18 protein-coding genes are annotated in these 20204 nt (G+C 65.8%); 14 read left to right on the top strand and 4 right to left on the bottom strand.

Translation table 11 applies throughout. The annotated features are described in order from the left end of the window. A complete protein-coding gene (locus tag ACLJEU_RS18270; protein WP_414660074.1) occupies positions 1 to 1242 on the bottom strand; it encodes an efflux RND transporter periplasmic adaptor subunit in 1242 nt (413 codons plus the stop codon). A gap of 371 nt (positions 1243 to 1613) precedes the next feature. Between ACLJEU_RS18270 and serA the strand changes: the two genes are divergently transcribed. The 5 genes from serA to thrC all read left to right on the top strand — a co-directional run bounded on the left by serA (position 1614) and on the right by thrC (position 8051). Further along, a complete protein-coding gene (gene serA, locus ACLJEU_RS18265; RefSeq protein ID WP_414660075.1) occupies positions 1614 to 3203 on the top strand; it encodes a phosphoglycerate dehydrogenase in 1590 nt (529 codons plus the stop codon). Positions 3204 to 3309: 106 nt separating this feature from the next. Beyond that, on the top strand, positions 3310 to 3966 hold the full coding sequence (gene plsY / locus ACLJEU_RS18260; RefSeq protein ID WP_414660076.1) for a glycerol-3-phosphate 1-O-acyltransferase PlsY: 657 nt from the start codon (positions 3310 to 3312) through the stop codon (positions 3964 to 3966). Further along, on the top strand, positions 3963 to 5282 hold the full coding sequence (locus tag ACLJEU_RS18255) for a homoserine dehydrogenase (RefSeq protein WP_414660077.1): 1320 nt from the start codon (positions 3963 to 3965) through the stop codon (positions 5280 to 5282). Before plsY ends, ACLJEU_RS18255 begins: the two co-directional genes overlap by 4 nt. Positions 5283 to 5393: 111 nt before the next feature. Next, positions 5394 to 6608 (top strand): aspartate kinase, encoded by a 1215-nt coding sequence (locus ACLJEU_RS18250; protein ID WP_414660078.1) that lies wholly within the window; start codon positions 5394 to 5396, stop codon positions 6606 to 6608. 81 nt (positions 6609 to 6689) lie between these two features. Next, positions 6690 to 8051, top strand: a complete 1362-nt coding sequence (thrC, locus tag ACLJEU_RS18245; RefSeq protein ID WP_414660079.1) for a threonine synthase — start codon at positions 6690 to 6692, stop codon at positions 8049 to 8051. Between the two features lie 321 nt (positions 8052 to 8372). Here the strand turns inward: thrC and ACLJEU_RS18240 are convergent, their stop codons facing one another. Continuing rightward, complete coding sequence (locus ACLJEU_RS18240; protein ID WP_414660080.1) at positions 8373 to 9146, bottom strand: endonuclease/exonuclease/phosphatase family protein; 774 nt, start codon at positions 9144 to 9146, stop codon at positions 8373 to 8375. Positions 9147 to 9293: 147 nt separating this feature from the next. On the opposite strand from ACLJEU_RS18240, the gene cimA reads away from it, so the two are divergent. Continuing rightward, positions 9294 to 10856: a citramalate synthase gene (cimA, locus tag ACLJEU_RS18235; protein WP_414660081.1), complete on the top strand. Its 1563-nt coding sequence runs from the start codon at positions 9294 to 9296 to the stop codon at positions 10854 to 10856. A 334-nt stretch (positions 10857 to 11190) separates the two neighbouring features. On the opposite strand, the gene ACLJEU_RS18230 is transcribed toward cimA, so the two are convergent. After that, positions 11191 to 12075 carry a polyprenyl synthetase family protein gene (locus ACLJEU_RS18230; RefSeq protein ID WP_414660082.1) on the bottom strand — a complete coding sequence of 295 codons (885 nt, stop codon included), beginning with the start codon at positions 12073 to 12075 and terminating at the stop codon, positions 11191 to 11193. Between the two features lie 122 nt (positions 12076 to 12197). Here ACLJEU_RS18230 and ACLJEU_RS18225 point away from each other — a divergent pair, with 122 nt between their 5' ends. The 8 genes from ACLJEU_RS18225 to ACLJEU_RS18190 all read left to right on the top strand — a co-directional run bounded on the left by ACLJEU_RS18225 (position 12198) and on the right by ACLJEU_RS18190 (position 19525). Beyond that, on the top strand, positions 12198 to 12485 hold the full coding sequence (locus tag ACLJEU_RS18225) for an FmdB family zinc ribbon protein (protein ID WP_414660083.1): 288 nt from the start codon (positions 12198 to 12200) through the stop codon (positions 12483 to 12485). Between the two features lie 8 nt (positions 12486 to 12493). Further along, positions 12494 to 13177: a hypothetical protein gene (locus ACLJEU_RS18220; protein WP_414660084.1), complete on the top strand. Its 684-nt coding sequence runs from the start codon at positions 12494 to 12496 to the stop codon at positions 13175 to 13177. Between the two features lie 86 nt (positions 13178 to 13263). Continuing rightward, complete coding sequence (locus ACLJEU_RS18215; RefSeq protein ID WP_414660085.1) at positions 13264 to 14454, top strand: hypothetical protein; 1191 nt, start codon at positions 13264 to 13266, stop codon at positions 14452 to 14454. A gap of 112 nt (positions 14455 to 14566) precedes the next feature. Beyond that, the gene (gene murJ, locus ACLJEU_RS18210) at positions 14567 to 16198 is read left to right on the top strand and encodes a murein biosynthesis integral membrane protein MurJ (protein WP_414660086.1); all 1632 of its coding nucleotides are present in this window, start codon (positions 14567 to 14569) and stop codon (positions 16196 to 16198) included. A 133-nt stretch (positions 16199 to 16331) separates the two neighbouring features. Then, positions 16332 to 17294 (top strand): bile acid:sodium symporter family protein, encoded by a 963-nt coding sequence (locus ACLJEU_RS18205; protein ID WP_414660087.1) that lies wholly within the window; start codon positions 16332 to 16334, stop codon positions 17292 to 17294. Between the two features lie 40 nt (positions 17295 to 17334). Beyond that, complete coding sequence (locus ACLJEU_RS18200) at positions 17335 to 17625, top strand: GNAT family N-acetyltransferase (protein ID WP_414660088.1); 291 nt, start codon at positions 17335 to 17337, stop codon at positions 17623 to 17625. 148 nt (positions 17626 to 17773) lie between these two features. After that, positions 17774 to 18844: an NADH:flavin oxidoreductase/NADH oxidase gene (locus ACLJEU_RS18195; RefSeq protein WP_414660089.1), complete on the top strand. Its 1071-nt coding sequence runs from the start codon at positions 17774 to 17776 to the stop codon at positions 18842 to 18844. 27 nt (positions 18845 to 18871) lie between these two features. Beyond that, on the top strand, positions 18872 to 19525 hold the full coding sequence (locus ACLJEU_RS18190; RefSeq protein ID WP_414660090.1) for an NAD(P)H-dependent oxidoreductase: 654 nt from the start codon (positions 18872 to 18874) through the stop codon (positions 19523 to 19525). Between the two features lie 42 nt (positions 19526 to 19567). Here ACLJEU_RS18190 and ACLJEU_RS18185 read toward each other — a convergent pair whose 3' ends face one another. Next, a complete protein-coding gene (locus tag ACLJEU_RS18185) occupies positions 19568 to 20137 on the bottom strand; it encodes a pseudouridine synthase (RefSeq protein ID WP_414661059.1) in 570 nt (189 codons plus the stop codon). Positions 20138 to 20204: the final 67 nt, after the last annotated feature.

The following is a 20204-nucleotide window of genomic DNA, read 5'->3' as shown; positions in this document are numbered from 1 at the left end:
TTAGTCTGCAGCCCGCTTCTCGGCGGGTTTGGTCTCCGCTTCCTTCTCCTTCTTCTTGCCCTTGCCGTCGCCGCCCTTGCCGCCCTTGCCCGCCTTGCCGGCGGCGGCGGGATCCTTGATGTCGACCGGGCGGCCGGGAATCACGCGCAGCTGGCCGTCCACCACGATCGTTTCTCCGTCCTTGAGGCCTTTGCCGATGACGGCGTCGGCTTCGTAAATGCGCTCGACCACCACGGGACGGAGTTCGGCGACTTTTTCCGCCGAGATCACATACACGTATTGTCCCGCCTGGGACGTCTGGATCGCGGCGCTGGGCACGGTCAGGGCCTCGGGGGAGGCGAGCGTGACCTTCACCGTCGCGAATTGTCCCGGCCACAGCCGCTGGCTGTCGTTCGGGAACGAACCCTTCAGCTTCAGCGTGCCGGTCGACGAATCGACCGTGTTGTCCATGAAGGTGAGAAGGCCTTCCTCCGGCTTTTCGTCGATGCCGGGCGGAACGACCGTGACCTTGAGCGTGCCGGTGGCGCGATAGCGCGCGAGCGTCGCGAGGTACTGCTGCGGCACCCCGAACGTCACGTAGATGGGATTGAGCTGGTTGATCGTCACGAGCAGGCCGCCGGCGTCGTTGACGCGCACGAGGTCGCCTTCGTGGACTGACATGTTGCCCGTGCGGCCGGCCAGCGGGGCGCGGATCGAGCAGTATTCGAGCTGCAGCTTGGCGGTGGAAACGCGCGACTCGTCGGCGAGCACTTCGGATTCGAGGCTGCGCGCGGTGTCGGAGATCTTCTCGAACTGCTCCTTTGAAACCATCTGGTCGGCGGTCAGCGTGCGGTAGCGCGCGACCTGGGTGCGGGCGGTCTCGAGCTGGACCTTCGCCTTCTGCAAATCGGCCTCGGCGGATTTGAGCGCGTTGACGAACGGACGCGGATCGATCTCGAAGAGCAGGTCGCCCTCCTTCACGTCCTGGCCTTCCTTGATGGCAATCTTCTGCAGGATGCCGGTGACCTGGGATCGGACGGCGGTTGCGCGAATCGGTTCGACGGCACCGATGGCCTCGATCACGAGCGGCACAATCTTGCGCTGGGCCTGGCCGACGACGACCGGCGCGGCACCACCGCCGCGGCCGCCTTTGCCGCCACCGCCACCGGTGGCGGCTGGTTTTTCGCCGCAACCGCTGAGGAGCGACACAACGATCGAGGCTGTGAGACTGGCGAAGAACAACCGGCGGAAAGGTTTCGGCATGATGAAAGCGTCAGGGGAAGGCGGTGGCGAATGGGGGCCGGTAACCGGAGCCCTCACCGCTCGAAAACTAGGACGAGCCGTGAAGGAGTTGTCAAAGGCGACCAGCAAGACGGGGCCGAAATGAAAAGAGTGCACAGAGAAATTAATAGCGAGGTTGGCGGACGGTGGCGCACGTTCGTGCGGTTGTCCGCCTCTCGGGTGCACCGCAAGCCGGGCTGCTGGCCCGGGCGGGCAAGCCGGAGCGGCGTGCGGCTGGATTTGGACGTGACGATCGGACCTGCCGCCCTGCGGTTTTCACCGGGTCGTCATACGCAAAACTTGTCCTTGCTAGGGGAGGTGGGGGCGAGTTCCCTCGGAGCCATTTTCTTTCGATGAAAGTCCTCGTCGCTGACAAGATCTCACCCAAGGGAGTCGCCTTTCTGCGCCAGCAGCCGGGCATTGAAGTGATCGAGGCTTACGGCTCGTCACCTGAAAAAGTACTCGAACTGGTCAAGGACGTGCACGCCATCGCGGTGCGGTCGGAAACCAAGATCACGGCGGAGGTCTTCAAGGCCGCGCCGCTCCTCAAGGTCGTGGGCCGCGCGGGCGTCGGCGTGGACAATGTCGACGTCGAGGCCGCCACGAGCCATGGCGTCGTCGTCATGAACACGCCGGCCGGCAACACGATTGCCACGGCCGAGCTCACGTTCACGCACATCCTCTGCGGCGCCCGGCCGGTGCCGCAGGCCGCCGCGTCGATGAAAGCGGGCCAGTGGGACCGCAAGAGTTTCTCCGGCATCGAGCTCTTCAAGAAGACGCTCGGCATCGTCGGCCTGGGCCGCATCGGCGGCGAGGTCGCGAAGCGCGCGCAGGCGTTCGGCATGCGCGTCCTGGCTTACGATCCCTATCTCGCCCCGAGTCGCGCCAAGGCCATGCAGGTGGAGGGCGTGACGCTCGACGAACTGCTCAAGCAGGCGGACTACATCACGGTGCACATGCCGCTGACCGACGACACGAAGTACATGATCGACGAGGCGGCCTTCGAGAAGTGCAAGAAGGGCCTGCGTATCTTCAACTGCGCGCGCGGCGGCATCATCAAGGAAACGGCGCTGATCGCGGCGCTGAAGAGCGGCAAGGTCGCCGCCGCCGGTCTCGACGTCTTTGAAGACGAGCCGCTCGCGAAGGACAGTGAATTTCGCACCCTGCCCAACGTCGTCCTTACCCCCCACCTCGGCGCGTCGACGGCGGAAGCCCAGGAGTCAGTCGGCATCGAAATCGCCGAGCAGATCGCCGACGTCCTCAACGGCGGCGTCATCCGCAATGCGGTCAACGTGCCGTCGATCGACGCCGCCGCGCTCAAGATTCTCGGGCCGTACCTCGATCTCGGCACCAAGCTCGGCACGCTCGTGCAACAGATCGCGCCGGCGCAAATCGCGCAGCTGCGCATTACGTTTTGGGGCAAGCTCGTCGACCTCGACGTGAACGCCGTCACCCGCGCCATCGAGCGCGGCTTCCTCCGTCGCATCAGCGGCGAGGCGGTAAACTTCGTGAACGCTCCGGTGATCCTCGAGCGTCTCGGCATCCGCGCCGAAGTCGTGAAGTCGACCGATGACTCCGGCTACAGCGAATTGATCCAGGTCGAGGCCTCGACTTCGGAAGGCACCGTGCACTCGGCGGCCGGCACGCTGATTGGCAAGGGCAACCAGCCGCGCATCGTCAGCATCAACAGTCGCGAGGTCGAGGTCGCCGCGGACGGCAAGCTGCTCGTCCTCGAAAACGTCGACCAGCCCGGCATGGTCGGCACGATCGGCACGATCCTCGGCAAGGCCAACGTGAACATCGCCGACATGTCGCTCTCGCGGCTCACGCCCGGCGGCACCGCCTACATGGTGGTGCGCGTCGACACCGAGCCGAGCGAAGCCGCCCGCAAGGACATCAAGGGCCACCCCGCCATCAAGATGGCGAAGTTCGTCCAACTATGAACGAAGGCGGTATCGAATCGACGGCCGGCAGCGGGGTCCGCCCCGCGCCCGCCGCGCTTTTCTTTTCCGCATCCCCGGCGGCCCTGCGTTAGCCCGCCCTTCTGCCATGCTCCCGCTGCTGCTCACCGCCATTGTCATCGGGTATCTGCTGGGCTCGCTGCCCTTCGGTTACCTCGTGGCCCGGGCCAGGGGCGTGAATATCTTTGAAGTCGGCAGCAAGAATCCCGGCGCGACCAACGTGCGCCGCGTGCTTGGGCACGGCCCGGGCAATCTCGTCCTGATCCTCGATGGCTTGAAGGGCGCCGTGGCGTCGGGCTGGCCGCTCGCGTGGGCCGGATTCCGCTCGGGCAACAGCGCGGCCCCCGACGAAATCGTCGCCATCGCCGGCGTGGTGGCCGCGATCGTCGGCCACAGTTTCTCCTGCTTCACCCAGTTCCGCGGCGGCAAGAGCGTCGCCACGGGCGCCGGCGGCTTCCTCGTGGTGTTTCCGGTCGGCATGCTGATCGCCATCGGGGTTTGGCTGCTGACCCTCGCGCTGACGCGCTACGTTTCCCTGGCCTCGATCCTTGGCGCGATTTCGCTGCCGATTTCCGCGATCGTGCTGCATCGGTCCGTCATCCTGGTGAGCATCACCTCCGTGATTGCCCTGTTCGTGATGCTGCGGCACCGCGCGAACATCTCCCGACTCATCGCGGGCACCGAATCCAAAATCGGTCGCAAGTCCGCCCCCGCTTCACCGTCCTCCGCTGTTCCGAAATCATGAGCGAACCCGCCTCCTTCAACATCGGTCTCTGTGGCTTCGGCACCGTCGGTCAGGGTGTCTGGAAGCATCTCAACTCCCACCGCGCCGAACTCGAGTCGCGTCTGGGCGTGCGGCTCAACCTCGCGCGCGTGTCGGTCCGCGACCTGAAGAAAAAGCGCGACGTCAAGGTCCCGGCCCGCGTGCTCACGACCGACCCGCTCTCCATCGCGAACGATCCGTCGATCCACATCGTGTGCGAGTTGATGGGCGGCACGACGCTCGCCCGGCAGGTGACGCTCGACGCGCTCAAGAAGGGCAAGGTCGTCGTCTCCGCCAACAAGGCACTCATCTGCGAGCACGGTCCGGAGATCATCGCGACCGCCCAGCGTTACGGCGGCCATTTCTTTTTCGAGGCCTCCGTCGCCGGCGGCATTCCGATCATCAAGGCCCTGCGCGAAGGCCTCGTGGCGAATCGTTTCCCGCGCATTTACGGCATCCTGAACGGTACCTGTAATTACATCCTCACGCAGATGGAGGATCAGGACGCGCCGTACGCCGCCGTCCTCGCCGAAGCCAAGCGCCTGGGCTACGCCGAGGCCGACGAGTCACTCGACGTCGATGGCTGGGACACCGCGCACAAGGCGTCCGTCCTCGCGTGGCTGGCCCACGGCGTCTGGGTCGGCACCGACCAGATGATCGTCGAGGGCATCTCGCGCATCACGCCGGCGGATTTCAAGAACGCCGCCACGCTCGGCTACGGCATCAAGCTGCTCGCGGTCATCACCCGAGACTTCAAGCAAAACGAACTCTCCGTCCGCGTGCATCCGACGCTCCTCCCCGAGGGCAGCGTGATCGCGAATGTGAGCGGCGTGTTCAACGCGATCTCCGTGACGGGTGACGTCGTCGGCACGACGTTGTACAGCGGACGCGGCGCAGGCCAGGACGCGACCGCGAGCGCGGTCATCGCGGACATCGCCGACGCGGCGTCGCTGCTGAAGCACGGCAAGGGCGGCCATCTGCTCGGTGAAGTCACCACCCCACAGGCCAACGGCTGCAAACTCGCGCCGCCGGAAAGCATCCGGTCGCGTTACTATCTCCGCCTCACCGTCAAGGATCAGCCCGGTGTGCTCGCGCGCGTGGCGTCGGTCATGGCGAAACAGAAGGTGAGCATCGCGAGCGTCATCCAGGGCCCGGCCGACGAACCCGGTGCGGCCTCGCTGGTGCTCACCACGCACGAAAGCAACGAGCGCGCGGTCGGCACGACGCTCAAACAACTCAAGGCCCTCGCCGCCGTGCTCGACGAACCCGTGCTGCTGCGGATCGGGGACTTTTCCTAGTCAGGAGTTGAGGGCTGAGAGTTGAGAGAATGAATCTCCCGAACTTTCACCCTCAGCCATCTAACTGCCTCCGCTCTCAACTCTCAGCTCTAAACTCTCAACTGTTTCGCAATGGCCCGAATCGTCCAAAAATATGGCGGCACCTCCGTCGGTGACGTCGACCGCATCAAGAACGTCGCCAACCGCATCAAGCTGGTGCGCGACGCCGGTAACGAACTCGTTGTCGTGGTGTCGGCCCGCGCCGGTGTCACCAACGAGCTCATCGCCCGCGCCAAGGCGATCACGCCGCTGCCGAGCGAGCGCGAGATGGATCAGCTGCTCGCCATCGGCGAACAGGAGACGATCGCGCTGACCGCGATGGCGCTCCACGCGATCGGCGTCGATGCCGTGAGCTACACGGGCGCGCAGGCCGGAATCGTCACCGACAAGGTTCACACCAAGGCGAAGATCAAGGGCATCGACGCGAAGGCCCTCGAGAAGGATCTGCACCGCGGCAAGGTGATCATCGTCGCCGGATTTCAAGGCACGGATCAGGAGGGCCAGACCACGACGCTCGGCCGCGGCGGTTCCGACCTCACCGCCATCGCACTCGCGGCGGCGATCAAGGCCGACAAGTGCGAGATCTACACCGACGTCGATGGCGTTTACACCGCCGATCCGCGCGTGGTGAAGGACGCGAAGAAACTGCAGGAGATCAGCTACGACGAGATGCTCGAGCTGGCCTCGCTCGGCTCGAAGGTCATGCAGACGCGCTCGGTCGAGTTTGCCGCCAAATACGGTGTCGTTTTCGAAGTCCGCTCCTCTTTCAACAACAACCCAGGAACCATCGTGAAACAAGAAGTCGCCTACATGGAAAAGGTCATGGTCCGCGGCGTCGCCGTCGACAAGGACCAGGCCAAAGTCGTCGTGAGCAACATCGCGGACAAGCCCGGCACTGCCGCCACGGTCTTCCGCGCGCTCGCCGATGCCAGCATCAACGTCGACATGATCGTCCAGAACGTCGGTCGCGGCGGCCTGGCCAACCTGACCTTTACGGTGCCGTTGTCCGAAAAGGACAAGGCCGTCAAAGCCCTCGCGCCCGCGCTGAAGGCCGTTGGCGGCGAAGCGACCTTCGACGAGAAGATCGCGAAGCTCTCGGTCGTCGGCGTCGGCATGAAGACGCACAGCGGCGTCGCCGCGGCGCTCTTCGAGGCGTTGGCGAAGGCCGGCGTGAACCTCGAGCTGATCAGCACCTCCGAGATCAAGATCTCCGTGGTGATCGCGAAGGATCAGGCCGACGAAGCCGCCCGCGTCGTGCACGCGGCGTTTGGCTTGGACAAACTGTGATTTGGTTGAACCACGAGGACACCAAGGCGCGAAGAGAAGCGATGCTCTCCGTGCCTCTGTGTCGTTGTGGTTAATTCCTTCATGCGCTTCCTCTCCACTCGCGGCCAAACCCCGGCCCTCGGCTTTTCCGACGCCGTCGCCACCGGTCTGGCGCCCGACGGCGGGTTGTTCCTGCCCGAGTCGATGCCGGACTTTTCGCGCGATCTCGCGCGGTTCGAAAAGCTCACCTACGCTGAACTCTGTTTCGAATTCCTGCGCGTCTTCGCCACGGACATTCCGCCGGAAACGCTGCGCGGACTGATTGCGCAGAGCTACACGAAGTTTTCCGATCCGGCGATCGCGCCGCTCAAACCGCTCGCGAAGAATCTGTACGTGCTCGAGCTGTTTCACGGCCCGACGCTGGCGTTCAAGGACTTTGCGCTGCAGCTGCTCGGCAATCTTTACGCGCATCAGTGCCAGGTGCGAAAGGAGACGATCAATGTCCTCGGGGCCACGTCCGGCGACACCGGCGCCGCCGCGATTCACGGCCTCATCGGCCGGCCGGGCACTGCGATTTTCATCCTTTATCCCGACGGCCGCGTCTCGCCGTTGCAGGAACGGCAGATGGCCTGCACCGGGGCGGCGAACGTGTTCGCCCTCGCCGTCGATGGTACCTTTGACGACGCGCAGACCGCGTTGAAAGAGGTCTTCGGCGATCAGGACTTCCGCAAGCGGCACCGGCTGTCGGCGGTGAACTCCATCAATCTCGCCCGTGTGCTCGCGCAGTGCGTGTACTATCTGTACGCGTGGCTGAAGCTGCCAGCCAGCGAACGAAGCAACGTCGAGTTCGTGGTGCCGACGGGAAATTTCGGCAATGTTCTTGCGGGATGGATGCTCCAGAAAATGGGCGTGCCGATTCGCGGCTTCCGCGTCGCGACCAACCAGAACGACATTCTGTACCGCCTGTTCCAGACCGGCGAATATCGCGTCGGCGAGGTGCATCCGAGCCTGGCGCCGTCGATGGACATCCAGGTGGCGTCGAACTTCGAGCGCTTCATCTACTTCGCCGTCGGGCGCGATCCCGCGCGGGTGCGGGAGGTGATGGCCACGTTCAAGGCCACGGGCGCGTACACGTTCGAGCACTTCAACCGCGACGCGTTTTCGGCCTCGCGGACCAGCGACGCCGAAATCGCGAGCATCATCCAGCGCGTGTATCGGACGCACGGTTACGTGGCGGATCCGCACACGGCGTGCGGTTTCAAGGACCTGAATCCCGATCGCGTGAATGTCGTGCTCTCGACGGCGAGCCCGGCCAAGTTTCCCGACACCATCAAGGCGGCCATCGGCCTCGAGCCGACGCACCCGAGCCTCGAGGCGCTCAAGGCCAAACCGATCGTGAAGGACCTGCTCAAGGCGACGCCGGATGCAATCCGGGCCTACATCGACGCGCGCGCGGTGCGGTGACGGACCGTGGCCTCGCTCCGTTGTTGTTCGGTTCCCCGGCGGCAGTTGGGATGCCTACAATCTTGGCTGAAAGCGGTGAGGTTTTTCTCCTCATCCTTTCGTTCCGCGCGAATCGACCGGTATTGTGCGCAGCGATTCTGCAATGCAGACCATCCGCGAGAACCCCAACGTAGCGGGAGCTTCCAGCTCCCGTCTCCCCGACCGGGAGCAAGATGCTCCCGCCACAACCAGCACGTCACACGGGGTCACGTCGCGCGGCTTTGAGACCGCTAGGCTCGTGATCATTCCGTGCGCACCTTCGAAGCGAGGCCTTCGGTTCCCTCAGCGCAGCTTCAACTCGGCGACGATCGGGAGGTGGTCAGATGCTTCGGATGACAGCACGGCCATCGAGACGGGCGTGATGGAGTCGGGCGTAATCCACACATAGTCGATGCGCTTCGTCGGCTTGCGCACGGGGATCGTGAAGCCGTCGCCCTGGCCGACCGCTTTCCAGGTGTCGGTCAGGACCTCGCGGATTTTACCGACGGCGGCGCTGTCCGGGGCGGCATTGAAATCGCCGCAGAGAATGACCGGCATCCGGCCGGCGGCGGCGACGATCTCCTTGAGTTCGCCGGCACTCCGTTCGCGTTCGACCGGATCGCGGCGGGCGTCGAGATGCGTGTTCATGAACAGCACGTCGCGGCCGTTGACGTCGAGGACGAGTTGCAGGACGCCGCGCTGCTCGCCGGGGCCGACCATCCTGAGGTGGGTGTTCCTCGCGCGCTTGATCGGGAATCTCGTCAGCACCGCATTGCCGTATTCGCCGCCCTGATGCGCGATGTTCTTTTCGAAGTGGACGGTCAGGCCGGTGAGTTTCGCGAGCTCCGCGGGCAGATCGCGCTTCTGCGTGCGTTCGACGCCGCGGTCGACTTCCTGGAGTGCGACGATGTCGGCCTTGGCGTCGGTGATCAGTTTCGCGATGCGCTCGAGGTCCAGTTTTCCGTCGAGCCCTTCGCCATGGTGAATGTTGTAGCACAGCACGCGGAAGGAGGCCGGCGTCTGGGCGAGTCCGACCGAAACGAGCACGGTAAACAGCAATAGGAAACGCGAGGTCATGCCGCAACGATGGGCGGGGGCGCGGGCCGGGCGCAATGCCGGGGTGGGTGGACGGTGAATTTCAGCCGCGGCCCGCCCCAACATCGACCCGGCGCCCAAAAGCTCCCTTGCCAGCGGCACGCCTTGGGCCAAGCGTGCTCCGTTCGCATGAGCAACGCCGTCAAAATCTATGACACCACCCTGCGCGATGGCACGCAGGGCGAAGGCATCAGCTTCTCGGTCACCGACAAACTGCTGATTGCCCAGCGGCTGGATCAGTTTGGCGTGGACTACATCGAGGGCGGCTTTCCGGGGTCGAATCCCCGCGACATCACCTTTTTCCAGGAGGCGCAGAAACTGAAGCTGAAGCACGCGCGGCTGGCGGCGTTCGGTTCCACGCGGCGCGCGGGCGTCCGTTCCGAGGAAGACTCGCAGCTCCGCACGCTGCTCGACAGCGGCATGCCCGTGCTGACGATTGTCGGGAAGACGTGGACGTTGCACGTGACCGAGATTCTGCGGACCACGCTCGAGGAGAACCTGGCGATGATCGAGGACTCGACGCGCTACCTGGTCGCGCAGGGCCGTGAGGTGATTTACGACGCGGAGCATTTCTTCGACGGCTACAAGTCCGATCCGGACTATGCGATGAAGACGCTCGCGGCCGCCATGCGCGGCGGGGCGAGCAATCTGTCGCTGTGCGACACGAATGGCGGCACGATGGTCGACGAGTTCAAGGCGATCGTCGGCCGGGCGGTGAGCGAGTTCGGCGGCGACAAGGTGGGCGTGCATTGCCACAACGACAGCGGCCTGGGCGTGGCGTTGACCCTCGCCGGCGTGGTCGCGGGCGCGACACTCGTGCAGGGCACGGCAAACGGCTATGGCGAGCGCGTGGGCAACGCGAACATGACGACGGTGCTGCCCAATCTCATTCTCAAGCTCGGCAAGACCGCGCATTGCGCGCCCCAGCTGGCGCAGTTACGGGACCTGTCGCTGTTCTTCGACGAGCTGGCGAACCTGCGGCCCGATCCCAAGGCGCCGTATGTCGGGCACTCGGCGTTTGCGCACAAGGGAGGCCTGCACGCCAACGCGGCGCAGAAAGTCGCGCGGAGCTACGAGCACATCGATCCGTCGCTGGTCGGCAATCGCACGCGCGTACTCGTATCCGACATGGCTGGACGATCCAGCCTTGCCCTCAAGGCGCGTGAGCTGGGCATCGAGCTGGACGAGAAGCGGCCCGAGATGAAGGGGCTGATTGAGGAGTTGAAGGAGCGCGAGTTTCGCGGCTACGAATACGAGGCGGCCGACGCCTCGTTCCGCCTCCTGGTGGAACGGCATCTCGGACAGCGGCAGACCTTTTTCGAGGTGGAGAATTACCGCGTGATCATCGAGCGCCACGGCCAGGAGCTCTGGGCCGAGGCGACGGTGAAACTGAAGGTGAACGGCCAGTCGGTTCACACCGTGGCCGAGGAGGCCGGACCGGTGGGCGCGCTGGACAAGGCGCTGCGCCTCGCGCTCGACAAGACGTATCCGCAACTCGCGGACATGCGGCTGCGCGACTACAAGGTGCGCATCCTCGAGGGCAACAGCGGCGCGGGTTCGCGCACGCGCGTGCTGATCGAGAGCGGCGACGGCGCGAAGATCTGGGGCACCGTGGGCGTCAGCGACAACATCATCGACGCCAGCTGGGAAGCCCTGCGCGACTCGGTGGAGTACAAGCTCGCGATTGGTTGAGCGCCGGGAAGGCGTGAGGCTCCGGGGGCGCAGGCCTCAGGCGAACTCATGCCAATCGCTCCTTGCTTTTGGACTTCTGGATCGATCGTGGCTACGAGCGCCAGCGAGTGGCCGTTCGGCCACTCGCTGGCGCTCGTAGCCACGGCTAAAGTCCAAAGGCAAAGAGCGATTGGTATCAGGCAGTTGAGAGCTGAGCGATGACGGTTGAGCGCAAAACCAAATGGTGAATTCCGATCGGCCGGTTGATGGTCGCCCGCAGGCTCCAGCTTTGGACTCTCAACTCCGCGCCTGAAACCAATGCCGTCGGGACGCCTGCGCTCCCGACGGCGCCGGGCTATTTCGTCCGCGAGGCCATCGAGGCGACCAGGGCATCGAGGAAGGCGGTGTCGCCGGGCAGCGCGGCGATTTCTCTCCGCGCAGCCGCGGTGTGGTCGGCGGCGATCCGGCGCGCGGCGTCGAGGCCGTGCAGTTTCACGTAAGTTGTCTTGCCGGCCTTCGCGTCCTTGCCGGCGGTCTTGCCCAGTGTCGCGGTGTCGGCCGTGGCATCGAGGACGTCGTCGATGATCTGAAACGCGAGGCCGAGGTGCCGACCCGCGTGGCGCAGCGTATCGCAGGCTGGCTCACTTGCCCCGCCGGCGAGACCACCCATCACCAGCGCTGCCTCAATCATCGCGGCGGTCTTGTTAAGATGGATGAACTCCAACTCGTCGGCCGTGGCGTCGGTCTTCTTCTCCGCCAGCAAGTCCTCCATCTGACCGCCGATCAGACGCCGGCTGCCGGCCGCCTCGGCCAGTTCGCCGATCAAGGCGCGCGCGAGCACCGGTTCGCCCGCGTACGCGGTGGCGAGCAGGGCAAACGCATGCGTGAGCAACGCGTCCCCGGCGAGGAGCGCGGTGGCCTCGTCGAAGGCCTTGTGGGCCGTCGGCCGGCCACGACGCAGGTCGTCGTTGTCCATGCACGGGAGATCGTCGTGAATCAGCGAGTACGTGTGGATGCACTCGATCGCGACCGCCGCGGGCAGCGCGCGATCGTCAGCGGCACCGAACAGGCCGGCCGTCGCCAGCGTGAGCACCGGCCGCAGGCGTTTTCCGCCGGCCTCGAGGCTGTACCGCATGGCGGCGTGCAGGCGGGCCGGACGGGTGTCGGCGCGGGGGACATGCCGGTCGAGTCCGTCTTCGACGCGGGTCACCAGGCGTTTGAGTTCAGCCGAAAGATCCATCGGGGTGTCCGAGTAGCGCCGGCTTCAGGCAGGCCATCAAAGAAAAAATGTGCGAAGATTCGCCGTCCGCACTCCGCACTCGCCAACGCCCCCGGGCGCTTCCATAACGCCGCGACCACGATATGCCGACCTACGAGTACGCCTGCGCGAAATGCGGCCACGAATTTGAGCAGTTTCAGTCGATGAGCGCCGAGCCGCTCAAGAAGTGCCCGAAATGCAAGAAGGCGGGGCTCAAACGGCTCGTCGGCGGCGGCGCGGGACTGATTTTCAAGGGCACCGGTTTCTACATCACCGATTACAAGAAGAAGAGCGGCGGCGGAAAAGAGGGTGGCGGTGACGCCAAGCCGGCAGAGTCGAAATCCACCAGCACGTCCACGACGAAACCGGCGTCGGATGCGGCGAAAAAATAACTCCTCCCATGTGCGCCACCTTCAACCGCAATCGCAACATCCCGAGCTGGAACGAAGTCATCCTGGGCGCCGTGCTCAGTGTGATCCTGGGCGTCATCGTGGGAGCGGCCCTGTTGGTGCTGCGACCCGCGGTCGCGGTGCGCGAAGTGCCGAAGGGTGACAAGCTGGATCCCAAGGCGATCTATTATGTGAAGGGCAACCGCGACGCCGGCCGGGCCAAGGCCCTGCTTGAAAAGCGCGCGGCGTTTCTCAGCGGCCAGTCGATCACGCTGACCGAGGGCGAGCTCAACACGCTCGAGGGACCGGCGCCGACTCCCGCTGCACCAAAGGCCGACGCGAAGGGCGCGGCACCGGCCTCCGAGGGCTTTCTCACCACGGGGCCGCTGAACTTCCGCCTGCACGACGGCAAGCTGCAGGTCGCCGCGCCCGTGACCGTAAGTGTGATGGGGGCGTCCACCGAGGTCGTCGTGCAGACGCGCGGGACCTTCGTGAAAGAGGCCAACGGCTTCGTCTTCGAACCCGAAACGCTCTACGCCGGCTCGTGCCCGCTGCTGCGGCTGCCGTTCGTGGCGTCGTATGTGCGCGACAAATTTCTCGGCGAAAAATCGCTGCCGGATGAGTTGAAAGCCGGCTGGGCCAAGCTCGCGAATGTCACGATCGAGGGCAACGCGCTGAAGCTGACAATGCCGTGAGCCGGGAGCGCTGGCTTCGGGCCGGCCCCATGAATTCGGGAGTGAATGTGAAAACGAATGCAGGCGGGACGCCTGCGCTCCCGAAAATGAACCAGTGGGCAGCCGCGCGTTTGGTTTGCCGGTCCTGGAAAATCGCCTGGGCGCTGGGGGCCGCAGGCCTGAGTTTGGGGGACGGTGGCGGGCACGTGTCGGCCGCCGAGCCGTCGTTCATCCTGATCCAGAGCGCGCCCGGGCGCTTTGAAATCGCCGCCATCGATCCGTCCCTGGCGCACGGCGTTTCGGCCATGGCGGAGGAAGCCTGGCGCGTGCTGAGCGGCCCGCTGGGACTGCCGACCGGGTTCTCGTCGCCGATTTTTGTGCGGGCCGTGCCCCCCGATCCAGGCGGGGCGGGCGACCCGGCGCCGTTTCGCGTGACGGTGGAAGTCGGCGGAATCGTTTCCGTGCGGCTGAGGGCCGATCTCGCGACGCCTGGAGTGGTGCGCCGCGCCCTTGTCCAAGGCGTCCTGATGCGGCTGGCGGTGGCGCAGCATGGCGCGACGACGACCGTGACGTCGCCGCTCTGGCTGGAGCAGGCGTGCGTCGGCTGGTGGCTGACACGGAGTGACGCGGCCCAGCTCGATGCGTTGAAGCAGGAATCGGCCCGGATCGCGCCGCCGGCGATTGCGGCGTTGCTCAATGCGCGGCACGGCGGACCGGAAAACCGGCGTGATGTCGTGGGCGCCACGTGGCTGATGATTTTCCTGCAGGCGGAAGCGGCGCGCAGCGGCGAGTGGCCGGAGTTGGTGCGCCGCCTGCTCGCCGGCGACGATCCGGCGGCGGCATTGGCCGGGAGTTTTCCCGGCCGTTTCGGCGATCCGGAGGATCGGGAGCTGTGGTGGCAAACAGGATACCATCACGTCCGCCGCGCGCGCGCGCTGCCGGGCCTGGATGCGGTGGAATCGCGCGAGCAACTCGGCGCGCTGGCGCGCTTTGTCTTTGCCGATGACACCGGCGCGGCGGATCGCATCGTCGCGCTCGGGGACGTCGTGGCGCGCGCGCAGGAGCCGGTGGTGGCCGTCGAGCTGACGCGCCGCGCCGCCGTGATCGAAAAACTCACGCCGTTGCTGCATCCGTTCTATCGCAACGCCGGCCTCGCTCTCGGCGAAGTGCTGGCTGCCCGCGCCGGACCGGCCGCGCCACGCGCGACGAAGGCGGCCGCCTATGAACAGGATTGGCGGGATGCGGTGGAGCTGGAAGCGGCGACCACCGCGGCGCTCGATCGTCTGGACCGCCGCTGAGGTGGCCCCGACAGGGTGTGCGGGGGTCGGCCGCTGCGATTGAGCGAGCCCTAGGAGCGCCGCGCCACCGGATGCTTGCTAAGGGCGGCGCCCCAACGCGAAGCTTCGGCGCGTGTCCAAGAGCTTCAAAAACATCAGCGTCGTCGCCTCGGCGACTATGGTGTCGCGTTTCCTGGGTCTTGGCCGCGATGCCCTGACCGCGGCGGTGTTTGGCGTGGGGCCGCTGGCGTCCGCGTTTGTCGTGGCGTTCACGCTGCCGAATCTCTTCCGGCGGCTGCTCGGCGAGGGCGCGCTCACCGCCGCGCTCGTGCCGACGCTCAACGAGGAACTGCGGGCGCGCGAGCGGGCCGGGGCCTTTGCCCTCGTGAACACGGTGGCGAGCTGGCTCTTCGTCGTCACCGGTACGGTCGTGGTGGTCTGCATGGCGGCGATCACGCTGGCCTCGCGGTTTGCGACCGGTGCCGCGCAGTGGGGCGTGAGCGCGGCGACGGCGGCGCGCTGGCTCGAGGCCGCGGACATGGCGGTGTTTCTTTTCCCGTATCTCGTCTTCGTGTGCCTGGCGTCGGTTTTCAGTGCCGCGCTGCAAACGCTGCAACGTTTCCTCGAGCCGGCGCTCTCGCCCATCTGGCTCAATCTGGCGATGATTGGCCTGCTGGCCGGCGCGGCGTACGGCGGCTGGTCGCGAACCGAGGGCGAGAAAATGTTGTGGCTCTGCAGCGGGGCCTTGATCGGCGGCTTCCTGCAACTGGCGGTGCCGGCGGGCGCGCTGGTGCGGGAAGGGTGGCGGCCGCGCTTCGACTTGAAGGGCAGCGAGCCGCTCCGGCAGATCGTGCGGCTGATGGGGCCGACCGTATTCGGATCGGCGATATACCTGATCAACATGGCGGTGTCGCGGCTCGTCGGGCTGTCGTTGAACGACTCGGCGGTGGCGGTGCTCAACCTCGCGACGCGCCTGATGGAACTGCCCATCGGCGTCTTTGCCGTCGCGATCTCGACGGTGGTGTTTCCGTTGATCGCGAAGCACGCGGCCGCGGGTGACTGGACGAGCATGGCCAACGCGTACCGCAAGGGCGTGCGGTTGATCCTCGTGATCAACGTGCCGGCGGCGGTCGGCCTGATGGTGCTCGCGACGCCGATTGTGCGGCTGCTCTTTCAACGCGGGGCGTTCCGGCCCGAGGACACGGCGCTGATGCAACCGGTGCTGATCGTCTTCGCGCTCGGACTGCCGTTCTTCTCCTTCGTGAACATCGTGCTCCGCGCGTTTTACGCGCAGAAGGACACGCGCACGCCGGTGCACGCGGCGGTGATCAGTTTCATCGTCAACCTCGCGCTGAGCTTTGCCCTCATGCGGCCGTTCGGCACCGTCGGACTCGCGATTGCCAGCAACATCGCCGTCGTGGTGCAGGCGTGGTATCTGCAGCACCGGCTCGCCCGCACGCGCGACGGCCTTGAGTTCGCGCCGATCCGGGCCGATCTCGCCAAGGTGATCGTGGCTGCGACGGTGATGGGGGGCGTGGTGGCGGCGGGCGGCTGGGCGGCGGCGCGGCTGCTGCCGGTTTCGAAACTCAACGACGCACTGCTTATCGCCGCATTGATCGCCGTGGGCGTCGCGGTTTACGGGGCGTTGATCTGGACGCTGCGCGTCGAGGGTCGTGACGACATGGCCGCGGTCTTGGGGAAACTGCGCGCGAAGTTCGGCGGCGCTCGGACGCCGGAGCCGGCGAAGGTGAAAGGTGAACGTTGAAGGGTGAGAGACCAAGCGGGGACGGCGCGGGCTCTTCCTGCGCGGCGTACGCGGGCCGTGCGGGCTTCTCCCCGTGCTTTCATCCACCCATCTGTACCTTTCGCCATTGGTCAATTCCGCCGGCCGTCGCGTCATGAGATTCAAGCCCGACTGGTTCATGATCGGCATGGCGCTCGCGACGCTGCTCGCGTGGGCGTTTCCGGGACCAGGTGCGGCCGGAGGCTGGATGCAGCCGGAGTTCACGACGAAGGCGGGCGTCGCCCTGATATTTTTCCTGCACGGGCTCACGCTGTCGTTCGCCGCGTTGCGGGCGGGGGCGTTGAACTGGCGGCTGCACGCGCTCGTGCAGGGCAGCACGTTCCTGCTCTTTCCGCTGATCGGGCTCGCGTTGATCGCCGGGCTGGACGGGCGGATTGCGCCCGAATTGGCGCTCGGTGTTTTCTTTCTCTGCGCCCTGCCATCGACGGTGTCGTCGTCGGTCGCGATGACCGCCATGGCCCGCGGCAACATCGCCGGCGCGGTGTTCAATGCGACGCTCTCCAGCGTCGTGGGCATCGTGCTGACGCCGCTCTGGGTGACGTGGGTGATGAAGACGTCCGGGGTGTCGCAGCCGATCGGTCCGGTGGTGATCAATCTCTTCAAGTGGCTCGTGCTGCCGCTGGTGGTGGGGCAGGCGTTGCGGCCGTGGTTTGGCGCCTGGGCGCAGCAGTATAAGTCGAAGATCAGCCTGGTGGATCGTCTGACAATTCTGCTCCTAATCTACACCTCGTTTTGCGATTCGTTTCAGCAGCGGATCTGGTCCGGTCGCGGCGTGGGGCAGTTGTTGTTCCTCACGGTCCTTTGCGCCGTGCTGTTTGCAGTCGTGATGGTGGTGATGTCGCTGGTTTCCCGCGCCCTCGGCTTCACCCGCGAGGATCGGATCACCGCGATGTTCTGCGGCTCGAAGAAGACCCTCGCGTCCGGCATTCCGATGGCAAAGTTGATCTTCGGCGCGCATCCCGCGTTCGGACTCATTCTCCTGCCGATCATGATTTATCATCCGCTGCAACTCGTCATCTGCGGACTGCTTGCCCAGCGGTGGGGCAAACAGCAGTAGGCGGCTTGCGTTGAAGGGCCGGATGGAAAACGTGAAGCGCATGAACACGCCGCAATCGGGAGTTGAGGTGCGCCACAATCGCGCCGAAGGACGATTTGAAGTGGAGGTCGACGGCCTGCTCTCGGTCGCGGACTACACGCTGAGCGATGGCCGGATGACGTTCACGCACACCTTCGTGCCCGATGCCCTGCGTGGCCGTGGACTTGCCGAAAAACTCGTGCGCGCGGGCCTGGCTCATGCGCAGGCCGAGCGATTGACGGTCGTGCCGGCCTGTTCGTACGTCGCGACCTTCATCCAGCGGCACGCGGAGTTTCAAGCGCTGCTGGGGTGAGCGAAGTCGGAAAGTTGAGCGCTGAGAGCTGAGAGTTGAGGGAAAAGACAGCGACCGCTCCACGTATCAACGTTTAGGTGACTGCTTTTGCCCTGAGGTTTGAACCCTCAACGCTCAACTCAAGACTCTCAACTTTTCGTCATCCTTCATGTCCCACCTCTTCGCTCCCTTCCCGCTCAAGTCCATCACGCTCCGCAACCGCATCGGCGTTTCACCGATGTGCATGTATTCCTCGGAGGATGGCTTGGCCAACGACTGGCACCTGGTGCACCTCGGCGCACGGGCGGCCGGTGGCGCGGGGGTGGTAATCGCCGAGGCGACCGCGGTGGCGCCGGAAGGCCGGATCACTCCGGGCGATGCGGGCATCTGGTCGGATCGACACGTCGAACCGCTGGTGCGCATCAATCGTTTCGTGAAGGCGCAGGGCGCGGTGCCGGGCGTGCAACTGGCGCATGCCGGCCGCAAGGCGGGCGCGGCGCGACCGTGGCACGGCGGCGCACACCTGGCCGATGACGCCGGCGGCTGGACGCCCGTCGGGCCGAGCGCGCTGGCGTTTGGCGACGGCCTGGACCGCGTACCTCACGAACTGTCGGCGACGGAGATTGCGCGCGTGCAGAGTGATTTTGTGGCGGCCGCCCGCCGCTCCCTCGCGGCCGGCTACGAGTGGCTGGAACTCCACGGGGCGCACGGCTATCTCGCGCACGAGTTCCTTTCGCCGCTCTCGAACCGCCGGAGCGACCAGTACGGCGGCGCATTCGAAAACCGGATACGCTTTCTCGTCGAGACCACCCGGGCGGTGCGCGCGGTGTGGCCGGAGCAGCTGCCGCTCACCGTCCGGCTTTCGTGTTCGGACTGGGTGGAGGGAGGTTGGAACATTGAGGAAACGGTCGAGCTCGCCCGGATTCTAAAGATCGAAGGTGTCGACCTCATCGACTGCAGTTCCGGTGGAAGCGTGGCGGCGGCGAAGATTCCAGTCGGCGCGGGTTACCAGGTGCCGTTCGCGGAGCGCGTGCGGCGCGAGGCGGGCATCGCCACGGCGGCGGTGGGTCTCATCACGGATCCCATGCAGGCGGATCAGATCGTCCGCAACGGCCAGGCCGATCTCGTCTATCTGGCGCGGGAGCTGTTGCGCGATCCCCACTGGCCGCTGCGGGCGGCGCGGGCCTTGCGGGTGAAGCCGCTGCCGGCGCCCCCGGTGCAATATGCTCGCGCGTGGTGAGTCGGTGCGCATGTAAGTTGACCCGCGATGTCACTTTCCCTTTCACCGCAGCACGTCGTCCACGCCCTGAACTGGCGTTATGCGACCAAGAAATTTGATCCCGCGAAACGGATCCCGGACGACACCTGGGCTGCGCTCGAGCAGGCGCTCGTGCTCGCGCCGTCGTCGATTGGACTGCAGCCGTGGAAGTTCATCGTGGTGCTGGATCCGCTGGTGCGCGCGCAGCTGGTCGGGGCGTCGTACCGGCAGGCTCAGGTGACGCAGTGCTCGCACTTCGTGGTGTTCGCCGTGCGGCGTGATCTGGATCCGGAGCATGTTGATCGCCACATCGCGCGCATGGTGGAAGTGCTGGGCGTCACGCCGGATTCGTTGACCAAGTTCCGCACCATGACGCTGGGCAATCTCGAGCGGGCGCGAACCGAAGGCTCGCTCGACATGTGGCAGGAGCACCAGGTGTACATCGCGCTCGGGCAGTTCATGACCAGCGCGGCCTTCCTCGGCGTGGATACGTGCCCGATGGAGGGCATCGTGCCGGCGCAATACGACGAAATCCTCGGGCTTGCCGGGACGCCGTATGCCACCGCGGTGGCGTGTGCCGCGGGTTATCGCCTGCCGGACGACAAGTACGCGGCGATGAAGAAAGTCCGATTCAAGCCCGAGGACGTCATCGTGCGGATGTAGGGGCCGCGTTGTTCGGGGCCAGGGCTGGCGAACAGCTCGCGCCTACGCGAACACGGCCGCCCGCTCATCGGCGCTGAGTTTGCGCCAATGGCCGGCGGCGAGTTCGGCCAGCGCGAATGCGCCGATGCGCACGCGGATCAGCCGCAGCGTGGGATGGCCGACGGCAGCGGTCATGCGTCGTACCTGGCGGTTCTTTCCCTCGATCAGTTCGAGCGCGATCCAAGCATCGGGAACCTGCTTCCGGAAACGAATCGGCGGCGTGCGCGGACCGATTGCAGGGGCAGGCGCCAACCGCCGCGCGCGGCAGGGCAGGGTGCGGTAGGCGTCCAGGGCGATGCCGCCGCGCTCGAGCCGGGCGAGGGCCGTCGCGTCGGGCTGTCCCTCGACCTGCGCCCAGTATTCGCGGCGATGCGCGTGTTGGGGATCGAGCAGCTGGGAGTTGAGGCCCGGTTCATCGCTCAGCAGCAGCAGACCTTCGGAATCTGCATCGAGCCGACCGAGGGCATAGATCCCTTTCGGCAAACCGAACTCCGCGAGCGTGCGCCAGCGCGAGCCAGGCTCCGGCGTGAATTGCGAAAGCACGCCATAGGGTTTGTGAAAAGCGCAGAGCATCGCAGTGCGATGGAAAATGCGGGCAACGAGGGCGGCCGCACAAGGCGGAAGCATGAGTTCGCGCTCC

This window comes from Terrisphaera buseokensis, from assembly GCF_047521145.2.
Taxonomy (GTDB): Bacteria; Verrucomicrobiota; Verrucomicrobiia; order Opitutales; family Opitutaceae; genus ER46.
This window is presented reverse-complemented; position numbering and strand designations above follow the sequence as displayed.

Excerpts from the sequence above, each read along its gene's own strand:
- ACLJEU_RS18270 (WP_414660074.1), bottom strand. The coding sequence starts at position 1,242 with ATGCCGAAACCTTTCCGCCGGTTGTTCTTCGCCAGTCTCACAGCCTCG.
- serA (WP_414660075.1), top strand. The coding sequence starts at position 1,614 with ATGAAAGTCCTCGTCGCTGACAAGATCTCACCCAAGGGAGTCGCCTTT.
- plsY (WP_414660076.1), top strand. The coding sequence starts at position 3,310 with ATGCTCCCGCTGCTGCTCACCGCCATTGTCATCGGGTATCTGCTGGGC.
- ACLJEU_RS18255 (WP_414660077.1), top strand. The coding sequence starts at position 3,963 with ATGAGCGAACCCGCCTCCTTCAACATCGGTCTCTGTGGCTTCGGCACC.
- ACLJEU_RS18250 (WP_414660078.1), top strand. The coding sequence starts at position 5,394 with ATGGCCCGAATCGTCCAAAAATATGGCGGCACCTCCGTCGGTGACGTC.
- thrC (WP_414660079.1), top strand. The coding sequence starts at position 6,690 with ATGCGCTTCCTCTCCACTCGCGGCCAAACCCCGGCCCTCGGCTTTTCC.
- ACLJEU_RS18240 (WP_414660080.1), bottom strand. The coding sequence starts at position 9,146 with ATGACCTCGCGTTTCCTATTGCTGTTTACCGTGCTCGTTTCGGTCGGA.
- cimA (WP_414660081.1), top strand. The coding sequence starts at position 9,294 with ATGAGCAACGCCGTCAAAATCTATGACACCACCCTGCGCGATGGCACG.
- ACLJEU_RS18230 (WP_414660082.1), bottom strand. The coding sequence starts at position 12,075 with ATGGATCTTTCGGCTGAACTCAAACGCCTGGTGACCCGCGTCGAAGAC.
- ACLJEU_RS18225 (WP_414660083.1), top strand. The coding sequence starts at position 12,198 with ATGCCGACCTACGAGTACGCCTGCGCGAAATGCGGCCACGAATTTGAG.
- ACLJEU_RS18220 (WP_414660084.1), top strand. The coding sequence starts at position 12,494 with ATGTGCGCCACCTTCAACCGCAATCGCAACATCCCGAGCTGGAACGAA.
- ACLJEU_RS18215 (WP_414660085.1), top strand. The coding sequence starts at position 13,264 with ATGAACCAGTGGGCAGCCGCGCGTTTGGTTTGCCGGTCCTGGAAAATC.
- ACLJEU_RS18205 (WP_414660087.1), top strand. The coding sequence starts at position 16,332 with ATGAGATTCAAGCCCGACTGGTTCATGATCGGCATGGCGCTCGCGACG.
- ACLJEU_RS18200 (WP_414660088.1), top strand. The coding sequence starts at position 17,335 with ATGAACACGCCGCAATCGGGAGTTGAGGTGCGCCACAATCGCGCCGAA.
- ACLJEU_RS18195 (WP_414660089.1), top strand. The coding sequence starts at position 17,774 with ATGTCCCACCTCTTCGCTCCCTTCCCGCTCAAGTCCATCACGCTCCGC.
- ACLJEU_RS18190 (WP_414660090.1), top strand. The coding sequence starts at position 18,872 with ATGTCACTTTCCCTTTCACCGCAGCACGTCGTCCACGCCCTGAACTGG.
- ACLJEU_RS18185 (WP_414661059.1), bottom strand. The coding sequence starts at position 20,137 with ATGCTCTGCGCTTTTCACAAACCCTATGGCGTGCTTTCGCAATTCACG.